This window comes from Ruegeria sp. CDSB113, from assembly GCF_059611045.1.
Genome location: NZ_JBXWOU010000005.1, coordinates 130,072 through 144,148, shown reverse-complemented (window position 1 = coordinate 144,148; position 14,077 = coordinate 130,072). Strand labels below are relative to the sequence as shown.

The 14,077-nt window shown below is 55.2% G+C and carries 17 protein-coding genes; 4 read left to right on the top strand and 13 right to left on the bottom strand.

Annotation, left to right across the window (positions count from 1 at the left end):
• Positions 1-66: 66 nt before the first annotated feature.
• Positions 67-1,455 carry a 1-acyl-sn-glycerol-3-phosphate acyltransferase gene (locus AC2FIS_RS11675; protein WP_496773471.1) on the bottom strand — a complete coding sequence of 463 codons (1,389 nt, stop codon included), beginning with the start codon at positions 1,453-1,455 and terminating at the stop codon, positions 67-69.
• 144 nt (positions 1,456-1,599) lie between these two features.
• Between AC2FIS_RS11675 and AC2FIS_RS11670 the strand changes: the two genes are divergently transcribed.
• The 3 genes from AC2FIS_RS11670 (at position 1,600) to deoD (ending at position 4,741) form a co-directional block, all read left to right on the top strand.
• Positions 1,600-3,567 (top strand): protein meaA, encoded by a 1,968-nt coding sequence (locus tag AC2FIS_RS11670; RefSeq protein ID WP_496773470.1) that lies wholly within the window; start codon positions 1,600-1,602, stop codon positions 3,565-3,567.
• 124 nt (positions 3,568-3,691) lie between these two features.
• On the top strand, positions 3,692-4,006 hold the full coding sequence (locus tag AC2FIS_RS11665; protein ID WP_496773468.1) for an H-NS histone family protein: 315 nt from the start codon (positions 3,692-3,694) through the stop codon (positions 4,004-4,006).
• Positions 4,007-4,030: 24 nt separating this feature from the next.
• Positions 4,031-4,741 (top strand): purine-nucleoside phosphorylase, encoded by a 711-nt coding sequence (deoD, locus tag AC2FIS_RS11660; RefSeq protein ID WP_496773467.1) that lies wholly within the window; start codon positions 4,031-4,033, stop codon positions 4,739-4,741.
• Positions 4,742-4,781: 40 nt separating this feature from the next.
• On the opposite strand, the gene AC2FIS_RS11655 is transcribed toward deoD, so the two are convergent.
• From AC2FIS_RS11655 to AC2FIS_RS11645, 3 genes are all read right to left on the bottom strand, one after another.
• Positions 4,782-4,970 (bottom strand): hypothetical protein, encoded by a 189-nt coding sequence (locus AC2FIS_RS11655; RefSeq protein ID WP_113792077.1) that lies wholly within the window; start codon positions 4,968-4,970, stop codon positions 4,782-4,784.
• A gap of 48 nt (positions 4,971-5,018) precedes the next feature.
• Positions 5,019-5,165, bottom strand: coding sequence for a hypothetical protein (locus AC2FIS_RS11650; protein ID WP_496773466.1), 147 nt, complete (start codon positions 5,163-5,165; stop codon positions 5,019-5,021).
• 138 nt (positions 5,166-5,303) lie between these two features.
• A complete protein-coding gene (locus AC2FIS_RS11645; protein ID WP_113792076.1) occupies positions 5,304-6,083 on the bottom strand; it encodes a succinate dehydrogenase iron-sulfur subunit in 780 nt (259 codons plus the stop codon).
• 164 nt (positions 6,084-6,247) lie between these two features.
• Here AC2FIS_RS11645 and AC2FIS_RS11640 point away from each other — a divergent pair, with 164 nt between their 5' ends.
• A complete protein-coding gene (locus AC2FIS_RS11640; protein ID WP_496773465.1) occupies positions 6,248-7,303 on the top strand; it encodes a glycosyltransferase family 4 protein in 1,056 nt (351 codons plus the stop codon).
• Between the two features lie 13 nt (positions 7,304-7,316).
• On the opposite strand, the gene AC2FIS_RS11635 is transcribed toward AC2FIS_RS11640, so the two are convergent.
• From AC2FIS_RS11635 to AC2FIS_RS11595, 9 genes are all read right to left on the bottom strand, one after another.
• Entirely contained in the window at positions 7,317-8,000 is a 684-nt protein-coding gene (locus AC2FIS_RS11635; RefSeq protein WP_496773464.1) for a hypothetical protein, read from the bottom strand.
• A gap of 7 nt (positions 8,001-8,007) precedes the next feature.
• A complete protein-coding gene (locus tag AC2FIS_RS11630) occupies positions 8,008-8,619 on the bottom strand; it encodes a class I SAM-dependent methyltransferase (protein WP_496773463.1) in 612 nt (203 codons plus the stop codon).
• A 133-nt stretch (positions 8,620-8,752) separates the two neighbouring features.
• Complete coding sequence (sdhA, locus tag AC2FIS_RS11625; protein ID WP_496773462.1) at positions 8,753-10,561, bottom strand: succinate dehydrogenase flavoprotein subunit; 1,809 nt, start codon at positions 10,559-10,561, stop codon at positions 8,753-8,755.
• A 24-nt stretch (positions 10,562-10,585) separates the two neighbouring features.
• Positions 10,586-10,957, bottom strand: coding sequence for a succinate dehydrogenase, hydrophobic membrane anchor protein (gene sdhD / locus AC2FIS_RS11620; RefSeq protein ID WP_496773461.1), 372 nt, complete (start codon positions 10,955-10,957; stop codon positions 10,586-10,588).
• 11 nt (positions 10,958-10,968) lie between these two features.
• Positions 10,969-11,352, bottom strand: coding sequence for a succinate dehydrogenase, cytochrome b556 subunit (gene sdhC, locus AC2FIS_RS11615; RefSeq protein ID WP_058278905.1), 384 nt, complete (start codon positions 11,350-11,352; stop codon positions 10,969-10,971).
• A gap of 200 nt (positions 11,353-11,552) precedes the next feature.
• On the bottom strand, positions 11,553-12,215 hold the full coding sequence (locus AC2FIS_RS11610) for a DUF1194 domain-containing protein (RefSeq protein WP_496773460.1): 663 nt from the start codon (positions 12,213-12,215) through the stop codon (positions 11,553-11,555).
• 57 nt (positions 12,216-12,272) lie between these two features.
• Entirely contained in the window at positions 12,273-13,301 is a 1,029-nt protein-coding gene (locus AC2FIS_RS11605; protein ID WP_496773459.1) for a MaoC family dehydratase, read from the bottom strand.
• Entirely contained in the window at positions 13,301-13,507 is a 207-nt protein-coding gene (locus tag AC2FIS_RS11600; RefSeq protein ID WP_496698764.1) for a DUF1737 domain-containing protein, read from the bottom strand. The genes AC2FIS_RS11605 and AC2FIS_RS11600 overlap by 1 nt, the downstream gene beginning before the upstream one ends.
• Positions 13,508-13,519: 12 nt before the next feature.
• On the bottom strand, positions 13,520-14,074 hold the full coding sequence (locus AC2FIS_RS11595; protein ID WP_282120111.1) for an NnrU family protein: 555 nt from the start codon (positions 14,072-14,074) through the stop codon (positions 13,520-13,522).
• Between the last annotated feature and the right edge of the window lie 3 nt (positions 14,075-14,077).

Here is a 14,077-nt window from a genome sequence, read left to right as displayed (position 1 = left end):
ACATTAACCGATGGAATATTGGCCTTTAGGAAATAATGCAACCGAAATCGGCGCTGTTTTGTAACTTTATGACCCAGCGGGTGCAGAAATTTCTTTCGCAAACGCAGCATTATCTCCGATCGGCCCCATCGGAACCGAGGCCGCATAATACTCCAGAAGATCAACCCTTTGACCGGACAGACATATTTTCGCACCACTTCGGATGAGAATCCGCCGCTCAACCAACTGATCAATCGCGGCTTCAACCGAGGTCCGGTTCTCTTGGTCTGTCATTCCATTACGACGCATGAGCTCGACAATCACCTGAACGGCATCGGCCTCAGACATCTCTTTATGCTTTTTCATGAGCCAACACGCGGCGGGTACAGGGACCAGCGGGATGGCTGCGCGGAGTCGCGTCATCAGGTCACGCGCCAAATCGGTCATCAGATCGCGCTGATGATCTGCCCGAAACGCCCGCAAGGAAACGGGCTGACCATACCGGACCGAGGCTAGGCCAAATCGTTTGTAGCGCCCGATCACCCGCCGCCAGAGCTGTTTGAGGATCCATCTGGTGATTACACCGATTCGCGCGCGAAACCGTCGTTCATTGCCTAATGCGGCACGCGTCAGAACAGTGTCTTCGAGCACACGATCATAGTTCAGCGCTACGGGGACAAATACAACGTCGCGCCCCTCTTGCGAGGTCCCGTCAATAATATACTTGAGCAAACCCAGCTTTGGACGACCCAGAGCACCGGTCAGACTTAGTCCACCTTCGGGGAACATGGCCTGCGTCACCCCTGCCTCGGTCGCGTGGCGCACGTAACAGGACAGCACCTGACGATAGAGATCATTGCCGGACTTTCGCCGGATAAAATAAGCCCCCATCGCACGGATCAGACGGCTAAGGGGCCAGACACGGGCCCATTCGCCCACCGCATAAGAAAGGGCCGAATGTTGCGCTGCGAGGTAGGTAACGAGCACATAGTCCATATTGCTGCGATGATTCATGACGAAAACCACCGTGGCGTCGGGGTCGATGTTTTCGACAGCGTCTTCGTCCTGATAGCTAAGCTGCACGTGATAAAACGCATTGCTCAGCAGACGAGCCAGTCGGATCGCAATGCTGAAATAGGCAACGGCTGAAAACGAGGGAACGATCTCACGCGCGTATCGCTGCGCTTGCTCGAACGCCACGGCGTCGGGAACACCCGTTTCGCGTGCGTGATCCTGAACGGCCTGACCAACCTGCGGGTCATAGATCAGGCGCTGAATCATATCGTGACGGTGTGCCAGTTTGAACGGCTGGATCGGTCGCTTCAGGCGCATGTTCAATCGCTTCACCGCTCGTTCGAGGCGACGCCTAAAAAACCACCGCACCGATGGGAACAGAAAATGCGATGCCAAAGTGACCACGGCAAACACCAGGATCAGCAAAAAAAGCCAAAGCGGAAGTTCCACGGTCTGAGTCATGCGCGCACCCTGCCACCAAACGCGGCGGCCTACAATCTGAAGAACCTGATATGCCGCGACGCAGCGAATTGACATATCCCAAAAATTGCGCTTTAGAAGCCAAGAACGTAATTTTCTTGCCCAGCCGAAACACGAGGTCCAGCTATGACGCAGACGCAGAAAGATCGCCCCTGGCTCATCCGAACCTATGCCGGTCATTCCACCGCCAAAGCGTCGAATGCCTTGTATCGCGGGAACCTGGCAAAAGGCCAGACGGGGCTTTCAGTGGCCTTTGACCTGCCCACGCAGACCGGATATGACAGCGATCATACGCTCGCGCGCGGCGAAGTGGGCAAGGTTGGCGTACCCGTCGGCCACCTGGGCGATATGCGGGTTCTGTTCGACCAGATTCCATTGGAACAGATGAACACCTCGATGACGATCAACGCAACAGCGCCTTGGCTGCTTGCGCTTTACATCGCTGTGGCCGAGGAACAAGGCGCAGATATCTCCAAACTTCAGGGCACAGTTCAGAACGATCTGATCAAGGAATACCTGAGCCGCGGCACCTATGTCTGCCCGCCCAAACCGTCGCTCAAGATGATCGCTGACGTGGCCGAGTACTGTTATACCAACGTGCCGAAATGGAACCCGATGAACGTGTGTTCCTATCACCTGCAAGAAGCCGGCGCGACACCGGAGCAAGAGCTGTCTTATGCGCTGGCCACCGCCATCGCCGTACTGGACGAACTGCGCCCTCGTGTTCCCGCCGAGGATTTCCCGGCACTTTGCGGACGGATTTCGTTCTTTGTTAACGCAGGTATCCGCTTTGTCACTGAAATGTGCAAAATGCGCGCTTTCGTCGATCTTTGGGACGAAATCCTGCGCGACCGCTACGGCGTAGAGAACCCGAAATTCCGCCGATTCCGGTATGGCGTTCAGGTCAACTCGCTCGGTTTGACCGAGCAGCAGCCTGAAAACAACGTCTACCGCATCCTGATCGAGATGCTGGCCGTGACTCTTTCGAAAAAAGCCCGCGCCCGCGCAGTTCAGCTGCCTGCATGGAACGAGGCACTGGGCCTGCCCCGCCCGTGGGATCAGCAGTGGTCCATGCGGATGCAACAGATTCTGGCCTATGAGACCGACCTTCTGGAATATGGTGACCTGTTCGACGGCAACCCCGCCGTGGACGCGAAGGTTGAAGAATTGAAAGAGGGTGCACGCGCCGAACTGGCCAATCTGGATTCGATGGGCGGAGCAGTAGCGTCAATCGAATACATGAAGTCACGGCTTGTTGATTCAAACGCTGAACGCCTGAACCGCATCGAACGGAACGAAACTGTCGTTGTCGGTGTGAACAAGTGGATCGAAGGTGAACCCTCGCCTCTGCAAACCGAAGATGGCAGCATCATGGTCGTTGACCCCGCGGTCGAACAAGAACAAATCGCGCGCCTGAATGAATGGCGGCAAGATCGCGATGAAACAGCTGTCGCGGCGGCTCTGGCGGCGCTGCGCGAAGCGGCGCAAAACGGAACCAACGTTATGGAGCCCTCAATCGCAGCCGCCAAGGCTGGCGTAACAACGGGTGAGTGGGCCGAAGAGATGCGCAAAGTTTACGGTACGTATCGCGGTCCCACGGGCGTTTCGGGCTCGGTCTCGAACAAGACAGAAGGCTTGGAAGATCTGCGGGCCGCAGTGGATGCGGTCAGCGACAAGCTTGGCCGCCGTATGAAATTCCTGGTCGGCAAACCAGGCCTGGACGGTCATTCGAACGGGGCGGAACAGATCGCATTCCGCGCACGGGATTGCGGTATGGATATCAGTTACGAAGGTATTCGCCTCACGCCTGAGGAAATCGTAACCGCCGCTGCGGATGACGACGCGCATGTGATCGGTCTGTCTATTCTGTCCGGCAGCCACATTCCGCTTGTGCAGGACGTCATGAACCGGCTGCGAGAGGCCGGACTGGATCATATTCCGGTGATTGTCGGCGGCATCATCCCTGATGACGATGCCGCAAAGCTCACTGCAATGGGTGTTGCAAAGATCTATACGCCCAAGAATTTTGAGCTGAACGCAATCATGGGCGATATCGTCACCCTGGTAGATCCGCAGAACCTCGCTGCTGAGTAATACCGATCATTTTCGACAACCGTTATTCTATCCCCGGAATGAAAGGGGATAGATAATTCATTTCTTTGGAATTACGGTGTGCCATCGGGGACGCCGGTAATGACTAATTCCAGGGAGAGGGTGAATGTCGGGGACGAATCTTGAAAAAATGTCGCGTAAAGAACTACTTGAATTACGCGATCAAGTCGAAAAGGCGCTAATCGACGCTGAAAAACGCGAACGAAAAGAGGCGTTAAAAGCTGCTGAAAAAGCTGCTGCTGAATTTGGATTTTCTTTGTCAGAATTGGCAAAAGGTAATCCGACTTCCGGAAAAACTACAAAAGCAAAATACAAAAACCCTGCAGATCCAAATCAAACATGGTCGGGTCGCGGCCGAAAGCCGCAATGGATTCATGACGCATTGAAATCCGGTGCAAATATCTCGGATCTGGAAATCTAATATCTGATTGGAACTTATCCCAAAATGACAATTCATATTGGAGCCCAAAAAGGCGACATCGCGGAAACGGTTCTTTTGCCCGGCGATCCTTATCGTGCAAAATGGGCAGCCAAAACGTTTTTGGACGATGTGAAACAAGTCAATGACGTGCGTGGCATGCTGGGCTTTACCGGAAGCTGGAAAGGCAACTCTGTCACCATTCAGGGCAGCGGTATGGGAATGCCGTCCTTGTCGATTTACGTCAACGAATTGATCCGGGACTATGGGGCCAAAACGCTGATCCGCATCGGCTCTTGCGGGGGAATGCAGGACAGCGTGAATGTCCGCGATGTGATCCTTGCGATGACCTCAACCACGCTTAGCTCACCGTCGCGCGGCATCATGAAAGAGCTGAACTTTGCACCCTGCGCCGATTGGGGGCTGCTTCAGGCGGCGGCTCAGGCGGCAGCGGCCAAAGGCACGCCAACCCATGTTGGTGGCATCTACTCGTCGGACGTTTTCTATGACGAACGCCCAGATCTGAACGAACAGATGGTGCGGCACGGTATTCTCGGTGTCGAGATGGAGGCTGCAGAGCTGTACATCCTGGCCGCGCGTCACAAATGCCGCGCATTGTCTGTTCTAACTGTTTCCGACCACTTGCTGACCGGCGAAGCTTTGCCCTCAGCTGATCGCGAAAGCAGCTTTGGAGATATGGTTGAAATCGCACTTCAGGCGGCATTCCCGGCGGCGTAAATGCAAACATGCAGGGTGGGAAGCCGCCCTGCTTTTGCCGCTATTGGCCCTTCAGACATTGAGTTGGCGCGTTGCTGCCCTGCTGCTGCGCGCCACAGAATGCACACACCCAAACGCCTTCCTTACGGTGCTGCCGCCAGCGGCAGTCCCGGCTCAAAGACGAGGTGCGCGAGCGCCACAGGAAATAGGCAAACACTCCGCCTGCCAAGATAAGAAGCAAAATGGGCATGCCAATGCATGACCCATTTTGAGTGCCGGCTGCAAGTCTGACGTCGACTTAGGCTGCGTTTGCGTATTCGAAAAGCTCAGGTTCGTGCTTTTCTTCCACCTCTACACGCTCGGGCGTGTAGTAGGCCCACGCTTGATTTAGAAGCTCCAGAGCTTCAGCAGCGCTCGATTTGGATTGTAGTCTTTGATTTTGCATCGGAGCGGTCCCGTTTTCGGTTTCATCACTCCTCCCTGATCACCAAGATAGTCTGGATCAGGGGCCATCGCATTACACAAATCTGCAACTGCGACATGCACTTACCGCAAGGCGGCAAGTGCATGATTTTCATACGCTTTAAACTGCGCGATCAACCATCATCTTTTTGATTTCGGCAATCGCCTTGGCCGGGTTCAGACCCTTCGGACAGGTCTTGGCGCAATTCATGATCGTGTGGCAGCGATACAGCTTGAACGGGTCTTCCAGCTCATCCAAACGTTCACCAGTGGCTTCGTCACGGCTATCGATGATCCAGCGATACGCATGCAAAAGCGCAGCGGGGCCTAGGTAGCGATCCCCGTTCCACCAATAGCTGGGGCATGAGGTTGAGCAGCTGGCGCACATCACGCATTCATACAGCCCATCCAGTTTCTTGCGATCCTCAATGGATTGCTTCCACTCTTTCGCCGGGCGGTTGGTCTTGGTTTCCAGCCACGGCATGATGCTGGCATGTTGCGCGTAGAAATGGGTCAAATCGGGGATCAAGTCCTTGACAACCGGCATATGCGGCAGCGGATAAATCTTAACGTCACCCTTGATTTCATCCATGCCGTAGATACAGGCCAGCGTGTTGATCCCGTCGATATTCATCGCGCAGGAACCGCAGATACCTTCGCGGCAGGACCGGCGGAAGGTCAGGGTCGGGTCGATTTCGTTCTTGATCTTGATCAGCGCGTCCAGAACCATCGGACCACAGCTGTCCATATCGACAAAATAGGTGTCTACGCGTGGATTTTGCCCATCATCCGGGTTCCAACGATAGATCTGAAACTTACGAATATTGGTCGCGCCTTCAGGCTTCGGCCAAGTTTTTCCTGTGGTAATCCGAGAGTTCTTTGGCAGGGTGAGTTGTACCATTTCCGACCTCGCTAAAATCCTGCGTATAGATATACTCGGCAGACCGGAAAGCCAACCTTTTTCACCTTGAAAACACCCAAGAAAATTGGGCAAGTTCACCACAATAATCCCGCGGCGTTCAAGGATCGTGCCGCTGAAGAAACCAGTTGAGTGCAGGACAGCGAATGCCGATAAATGTCGTCAACATCCCCTACGGCAATAAAAACCCGTACCAGAACCTGATGTACTCGGCCTGCAAGCCAGAGTTTTGCCTGGCCGCCTCGAAAAATGCTCCTTTGTCCACCTTTGCAACGGCTGATTTTCAACCCGATCAAAGCATCATTCATATCCATTGGGACGATCGCCTATTCCCCAATCCAGAAACGGAAGAGCAGGGATCTGAGTTTCGTTCCAGCTGTGACGGCCTAAGACAATACCAGGCCAATGGCGGGCGCGTGATCTGGACCATTCACAATCAGTTCGCGCATTCCGAAGGTGGCGAGACAGACTATTTCCGCAATATCCGCCGGGAATTGGCGAATATTGTCGATCTGATCCACGTTCACACGCCCCATGCCCGGCAACATATGATCGATGAATATGACACTGACCCTGACAAACTACGCGTCATTCCACACCCCAGCTATCTCGGCATTTACGAGGCTGCAGAGCAAACGTTGAAACGCCCCCTTCCGCTGCGCGAGCGCACCCATTTTTTAAGCTTTGGGACAATGCGAGGCAGCCGCGAATTGGAACGTTTGGAAGATGCCGCAAAAAAATTGACCAATCGCGGGCACGACTTTCAGATATCAGTCGTCGGGCGGGTGTATCCGTCCGGCCGCCGCCTGATGCGCCGCCTGCGGTCAAACCGCAATACTACGGTTGTACCTGAACGAATTCCCGACTCCGAAATAGCCCAAGTGTTCTCAAATGCGCATGCCTATATGCTGCCGTCGACGACCACTTTTACTTCGGGAACAGCGATGCTGGCGCAGACTTTTGGCCTGCCGATTGTCGGCCCCGACATTGATGCACACAAGCATACAACACCAGAGGCCTGTCATGATCTGCTTTATCCCGCGCAAAGCCCAAGGGGCTTGATCCGCATGATGATGCGCATGCTCAGCATGACTGATAAAGAACTGGCCGAAAAACGGCAGGCCTGTCTCGACTTTGCGGTTGAACGCAGCCCACACCGGATATCCAGCGAACTGAAACGCGCGCTGTCTGAACTGGCTTAGATGGCGCCACCCGTCATACTGCGCCCGTCGTACGCCCGGCAAAAACCGCGATTTCATCCAAAACTGCTTGGGGCGTCCTTTTAGTAAAAGTCTTGAAGATTGTCTCGTGCTCACCTTCGGTGGGTACACGCCGGACAAATCCCCATTCCTCACGATCAATGACCCAGCTTTCAATGCCGTTTTCATACAACCAGCGCGCATAACGTACATCCACGAATTTCTGGCTAGTTTTCATGTATTCATAAGGTGCAACGTTGCGGCCAAGGGCAACCAATGCCCCTGTTCCCAATTGGTCCACACGTTGCATTTTTTCCAATGGCTGGCCGAACTTAATTGCCGTTCTTTGATGAACGTTTTCCGGAGCCGTACAGGAATAAGTGGACCCATGTGTGCCAATGACCAATTTTTCCGCGTCGTGGCTTTCCAAGCATTTGACCATGCGCTGAACATATTCATCACTGTAGTTTAAATCGTCGTCGACCAAAAATACGATATCATCAGGATCCGGAGTCGTTACAAACTTGCCGACATCTTTTTGATCTTCCTCGGGAACAAATGCAGACACTTTGGGATGATTCCGATATTCCGGCGGAACCTCTTTCCATTCGTTCATGCACAAGTGTAGCATGTCGACCTGATCAAGGATCGAGCGCACCGCTTGCAGCAGCATTTTCTCACGTATTGGGTACGATGCCATATGCGCTCTAATCACTATCCTGCACCCTTTCGAAAACTATGAACGAAGCGAAACTGTATCTGCGGGAATTACCGTGGCCGTCCCGATTGAACGGGTTTGTCTCGCCGCAATACATCTTCCAATTTGGGAACTGGTCCGCAACCCAGGTCGAATACTCCCGATGGCGCACATGTTGGTCTGTTGTGTCAAAGTCGAAATCAGACGAATAAATCACCACAAACCGTTTTGCCAAAGAAAATAGCCGGTTCATATAGGCCTCAAAGACGTCGTCTTCGACCAGATGATAAATGACGTCCAGGGACAGTGCAGCGTCGTGCGGCTCGACCTCCGCATCTGCCGGAAGAAACGTCCAGCCTGACCGCTCGCTGAATTGGGCATTGCACTTGCGCACGCAGTCTTCCGAGATATCCAAGCCTGTGAATTGAGGGATATCAAAAAGGCTTGCCTGGTTGCCGTCGCCACTGCCCAATTCGACAACCGATTGTACGGCTTCAACTTCGACAAGGGTGTTGACGAAATTGGCCTTGTAAACCGCCAACCGGCCATAAGAGCCAGCGCCAGAGTTTTTGCCCTGCACGTAACGGTTGACCCAGTATTCGTTTGAGGAAAAACCACTCATGCTTGCACATCAACACTGGCAGGGTCGCAGACACAGGTTCCACGGTCTTTGAGTGTGTATAGTCTTTTTCCCTCAACTATACTATTCACTGCGCGGCCTCTCAGTTTCTGTCGCGTCTTCAGGCTATGTGGCGTCAGAACGTCCGCGCTTTGGGGGCGATTTTCTTCAGGCTGATGCCGCCTTCGTCTTCGGTTGTCAGCGGATCGGCAATGACCGGACGATAGCTGAGATCAACCTTTTTGCCATCAACACGCGAAACCGTATGAACGCGCCAGTTTTCGTCATCACGCTCAATAAAGTCCTCATGCGCGTGCGCGCCGCGAGATTCCTTACGCGCCTCAGCGCCGACGATGGTCGCCAACGCACTTGGCATCAGGTTGGTCAACTCCAGCGTTTCCATCAGATCACTGTTCCAGACCAGCGAGCGGTCGCTGACTTTCAGGTCGTCCATCTTGGCGGCAATCGCCCTCATCTTGTCGACGCCCTCAGCCATGGTTTTGGCTGTCCGGAAGACCGCTGCGTCTTCCTGCATGGTCTTCTGCATCTCAAGACGCAGATCGGCGGTCGCGATTGCACCGCTGGCATTGCGTACCGCGTCAAAGCGGTCGAACGCCTTATCGACGGACGCCTGGTTCAGCACCGGGTTCGGTGCCTCGGCATCCACAACCTTGCCCGCTTTGATTGCAGCAGCGCGGCCAAACACCACGAGGTCGATCAGTGAGTTCGAACCCAGACGGTTCGCCCCGTGGACCGAAGCACAGCCTGCTTCACCGACAGCCATCAGGCCGGGGACAACGCCCGTCGGGTTGTCAGCGGTCGGGTTCAGAACCTCACCCCAGTAGTTGGTCGGAATGCCGCCCATGTTGTAGTGCACGGTCGGCAGAACCGGGATCGGTTCCTTGGTGACGTCTACGCCCGCAAAAACCCGCGCCGATTCCGAAATCCCCGGCAGGCGCTCTGCCAGCGCCTCGGCCGGCAGGTGGCTGAGGTTCAGGTGAATGTGGTCGCCACCGTCACCATGGCCGCGGCCTTCGCGGATCTCCATTGTCATCGAACGCGAGACATAATCGCGGGGTGCGAGGTCCTTGTACTGGGGCGCATAGCGCTCCATGAACCGTTCGCCTTCGGCGTTGGTCAGGTAACCGCCTTCACCGCGCGCGCCTTCGGTGATCAGACAGCCAGAGCCGTAAATGCCGGTCGGGTGGAATTGAACGAATTCCATATCCTGCAGGGCCAGACCCGCGCGGGCCACCATGCCGCCACCATCGCCGGTGCAGGTATGGGCCGATGTTGCGCTGAAATAGGCGCGGCCGTAACCGCCGGTTGCCAGCACCACCATTTTGGCGTTGAAGACATGCATCGTGCCGTCGTCCAGCTTCCAGCAGACGACACCCTGACACTGCCCGTCGTCGGACATGATCAGGTCGATGGCGAAGTATTCGATATAAAACTCGGCGTTGTTCTTCAGCGACTGACCGTACAGCGTGTGCAGGATCGCGTGGCCGGTCCGGTCAGCAGCCGCACAGGTCCGCTGCACGGCGGGGCCTTCACCAAATTCGGTCGTGTGACCGCCGAAGGGACGCTGATAGATCTTGCCTTCCTCAGTCCGGCTGAACGGCACGCCATAGTGTTCCAGCTCGTACACAGCCTTAGGCGCTTCACGCGCAAGGTATTCCATCGCGTCGGTGTCACCCAGCCAGTCCGAGCCTTTGACGGTGTCGTACATGTGCCACTGCCAGTGGTCCGGGCCCATGTTGGACAGAGATGCGGCGATACCGCCCTGCGCGGCAACTGTGTGTGAGCGTGTCGGGAACACCTTCGTGACACATGCCGTGCGCAGACCTTGTTCTGCCATGCCCAGTGTGGCGCGCAGACCAGCGCCGCCAGCGCCGACAACAACCACGTCATATTCGTGTGTTTCGTATTCGTATGCAGCTGTCATTTGATTATTTCCTTACCGCGCGTTTCACAGAGCCAGCTTGATCAGGGCAAGCAGCCCTGCAGCCATCAATGTGTAGCCAAACGCCGCGACGGCCATGAGGCTCAGTTTTTCTGCAACACCGTGGACATAGTCTTCGATCGCAACTTGGGTCTCACGCACCAGATGCAGGATGACGACGACCATCGTCAGGCCAGTCACAATCGCCGGGAATGGGCGGCTGTAATAGGCCAGAACCTCTTCGTATGATCTGCCCAAGCCGTTTGCGAAGACGAAAACAAAAAGGGGCACCAAAAGGACCAGAGCGGTTGAGCTGACCATCATCTGCCAGTGATGATGTGTGCCCGCGCCGCCAGCACCGGCACCCTGCGCGCGTTTGCGGTCAGTGAGGTAATTCATGGCCAGTCTCCTTAAACCGCAATTGCTGTGATGAAAGCGAGGATCGTGGCCAGCACCAGCATGCCGATCCCCATCTTTTCGGAGATACCGACGTCCACGCAATAGCCCAGATCCCAGATCACGTGACGCAGACGACCCAGCATGTGATAGAAGATCGCCCAAGTCGCAGCGAACATCACCAGATCACCCAGCCAGCTTCTCATCAGCCCATCGATGAAGTTGAATGCCGTTTCGGACGTTGCCGCCGCCAGAAACCACCAGACGACAAAGAATGCGATCGCTAGCGACGCAATACCCGTGATGCGCACAAGGATCGATGTCATCGAAGTCAGTTGGGGGCGGTAGATCGTGAGGTGAGGTGAAAGAGGGCGGTTGCCCCGATTTACATCGGCCATGTTGGCTCCTTTACGGTTGGCTTCCGAAGGTTTTACTGTTTTTTGCGGTTCTGTCACGTGCTGCAGATGCAAAAAAGTTCACAATTGACGCAAAATGACGGATATTTGCATTATGTGATCACACAAAATAAACTCGTGATCACAAAATGTTTTCCATCCATCACGATGTTAGCGCCTTCAGATTCGATTCTGTTGTGCGGCTATTTCAAATCAGCGGTTTGCTGGGTCACCTCGCGCAGCAGTTTCTTACGAATCCGCTCGGGATAATCAGCAAACCCTGAGGCTGAGACGACAAACGCCCCCTCGCCTACGATCACATTTTCAAAGAAATATGCGGTCAGATCCGGTTCGCTTTCTTCGATTGCAATCGCGTTCACCGTCACACCGCGTGTCCGCAGAATTCTGTGGACGTCCGATGGTTCAACCCCCTCGTTCGACACCCCATCGCCAGAGATATCGATCAGGTGGCGTTTGCAATCTGACACCGTATCGAAATAAGACATGGTCGATTCCAGCGCCTCGCCAATTGCGGTGGAAAAGTTGCGCCAGACCCTTGGATCGTTGGCCACTTTTGCAGCAAACTGATCAATTGCCTCGAAACTGTCGATATGTGTCCACGGGACGGTGACCATCTGACGAGAGGACCCTGTCCATTGCACCAGCATCACGCGGGCTTTCCCGCGCACCAGCGCCTCGGACACAATTGGATCGCGCAACCCCGCAGCAAGGCCATCCATCTGAATTCGATACTCGGTCGAATCCACCGAACCCGAGACATCTACGGCCAGGGCCAATGCCAGATCGCAGGCATAAGCGGGTGGCGTCAGACAGGCGCAGGCAGCTATCGTGCGAAGCAAGGTCATGACCACAGCCTAACACGATTGGCGCTGGCTGCGATCAAATGAATGTCACCACTAGTGTCAGATCGGCATCAGGGCCCAGTAATCCAGATCAAGCAGGACATTGGGCAGATACCGACCGTCTTCGTTTTTCAATTCAAACGGCACGCCGCCCTTTGTGGCGACCAACCGCAGGCGAACCGCACCAACACCCGGAATGGCAGTTTCCACCTTATCCAGAACTTCGGACCAGGCTTTGATCGTATCGCCTGCAAAGCAGGGGTTCGCGTGCGCGCCACCGTTCAGGCCAACGATCATCTGTGCGTTAGCCAACCCGTTGAACGACAGGGTCCGCGCCATGGAAATCACGTGACCGCCATAGATCAGCCGCCCTTCAGGGCGGAAGGTCAGATCGAAATGCACCTTGGCGGTGTTCTGCCACAGGCGGGTGGCCAGCATATGCTCGGCCTCTTCGACCGTGACGCCATCGACGTGATCAATGGTCTCGCCAATCTCATAGTCGCCCCAGCGATGCGCCTCACCAGCCTGAGCAAAATCGTACTGAGAGAAATCAAGGCCCTCGGGCGCGATCAGATCCTTCGCGTCCAGCGCCTTTTTCAGTTCAGGCACCAAAGTCTCGGGCGCGGGCGCATCCAGATCCGATTTCCGCACCATGACCCAACGCACGTATTCGATGACAACCTCATCGCGCTGGTTCAGACCGCGCGTGCGCACCCAGACAACACCGGTCTTGCCGTTCGAGTTCTGTTTGAGACCAATAACCTCGGATTCCGAACGCAAGGTATCGTCGGGATAGACCGGCTTAAGCCAGCGCCCTTCAGCATACCCCAGATTGGCGACCGCATTCAGCGACACATCAGGGACAGTCTTGCCAAACACGACGTGGAATGCAGCAAGATCATCAATCGGGCTTTGCGGCAGACCACAATTCCGGGCGAACTCGTCCGAGGAATACAGCGCATGCCGCGCCGGATAGAGCGCGTGGTACAGCGCCCGCTCGCCATTGGTCACCGTGCGCGGCACGGCATGGTGCAACACCTGACCAATGGAATAGTCCTCAAAAAAGCGGCCCGGATTGGTTTTTGCCATTATTGCTGTCCCAGTTTCATGTCAGGTGAATAGTTGGCCTCGACCTCTTTGGTCACGGCTTGCGCGCAACGCATCATGCGGCTGTTTTCGTCATAGGCATAGGACGGGTCGCCATATAGCTCCCACCCTTTTGCCAATGCGTCTGTTACTTTGTGGCAGAAGGCCGAGGTGTCTTCTTCGGTCAATAAACGGTAGAGTTTTGCCATGATGTCAGATCCTTACGAGGGGAACGGCGACGGGCCGACTAGCCCGTGAACGTAACCGATGACACCCAGCAGCACGATCGAGGCCACAAAGAACATCGCGTCTTTGCCATAGGTGCCGGGTTCACCGGGCGTCCAGTCAGGTTCAGACTTGTTGATTACGATCACCTCAACCACAGCCCAGGCCAACAATCCGCCAAACAGGATGATCGAGGCCAGATCTCCATTCACCAGCAAATGGGCGAAAGCCCACAATTTAAACCCGCCCAGCATCGGATGGCGGAGCTTGTTCAGAATACGGCCCTTGGTTCCGGCGGGGCTCAACATGAAGATCGCGATCAACACCAGCAGGTTGTTGATGTGAATCATGAAGGCAGGCGGGGCCCAGACATAGATGAAGTCGGTCATGCGATAGCCGAAGATCATCAGCAAGATCGACGCCACCAAGGCCAAAGCGACCGCGCCCTTGCCGGCGTCGCCCATCGCAGCGCGACGCTCTGGCATCACACGTTTGAACAAATGCGCGGCCCACCAAAGTGCCACACCGAGAATGAGAAGAACAAAGCCCATGCT

Coding starts and splice junctions, on each gene's coding strand:
- AC2FIS_RS11675 (WP_496773471.1), bottom strand. CDS start 1,455: ATGACTCAGACCGTGGAACTTCCGCTTTGGCTTTTTTTGCTGATCCTG.
- AC2FIS_RS11670 (WP_496773470.1), top strand. CDS start 1,600: ATGACGCAGACGCAGAAAGATCGCCCCTGGCTCATCCGAACCTATGCC.
- AC2FIS_RS11665 (WP_496773468.1), top strand. CDS start 3,692: ATGTCGGGGACGAATCTTGAAAAAATGTCGCGTAAAGAACTACTTGAA.
- deoD (WP_496773467.1), top strand. CDS start 4,031: ATGACAATTCATATTGGAGCCCAAAAAGGCGACATCGCGGAAACGGTT.
- AC2FIS_RS11655 (WP_113792077.1), bottom strand. CDS start 4,970: ATGCCCATTTTGCTTCTTATCTTGGCAGGCGGAGTGTTTGCCTATTTC.
- AC2FIS_RS11650 (WP_496773466.1), bottom strand. CDS start 5,165: ATGCAAAATCAAAGACTACAATCCAAATCGAGCGCTGCTGAAGCTCTG.
- AC2FIS_RS11645 (WP_113792076.1), bottom strand. CDS start 6,083: ATGGTACAACTCACCCTGCCAAAGAACTCTCGGATTACCACAGGAAAA.
- AC2FIS_RS11640 (WP_496773465.1), top strand. CDS start 6,248: ATGCCGATAAATGTCGTCAACATCCCCTACGGCAATAAAAACCCGTAC.
- AC2FIS_RS11635 (WP_496773464.1), bottom strand. CDS start 8,000: ATGGCATCGTACCCAATACGTGAGAAAATGCTGCTGCAAGCGGTGCGC.
- AC2FIS_RS11630 (WP_496773463.1), bottom strand. CDS start 8,619: ATGAGTGGTTTTTCCTCAAACGAATACTGGGTCAACCGTTACGTGCAG.
- sdhA (WP_496773462.1), bottom strand. CDS start 10,561: ATGACAGCTGCATACGAATACGAAACACACGAATATGACGTGGTTGTT.
- sdhD (WP_496773461.1), bottom strand. CDS start 10,957: ATGAATTACCTCACTGACCGCAAACGCGCGCAGGGTGCCGGTGCTGGC.
- sdhC (WP_058278905.1), bottom strand. CDS start 11,352: ATGGCCGATGTAAATCGGGGCAACCGCCCTCTTTCACCTCACCTCACG.
- AC2FIS_RS11610 (WP_496773460.1), bottom strand. CDS start 12,215: ATGACCTTGCTTCGCACGATAGCTGCCTGCGCCTGTCTGACGCCACCC.
- AC2FIS_RS11605 (WP_496773459.1), bottom strand. CDS start 13,301: ATGGCAAAAACCAATCCGGGCCGCTTTTTTGAGGACTATTCCATTGGT.
- AC2FIS_RS11600 (WP_496698764.1), bottom strand. CDS start 13,507: ATGGCAAAACTCTACCGTTTATTGACCGAAGAAGACACCTCGGCCTTC.
- AC2FIS_RS11595 (WP_282120111.1), bottom strand. CDS start 14,074: ATGGGCTTTGTTCTTCTCATTCTCGGTGTGGCACTTTGGTGGGCCGCG.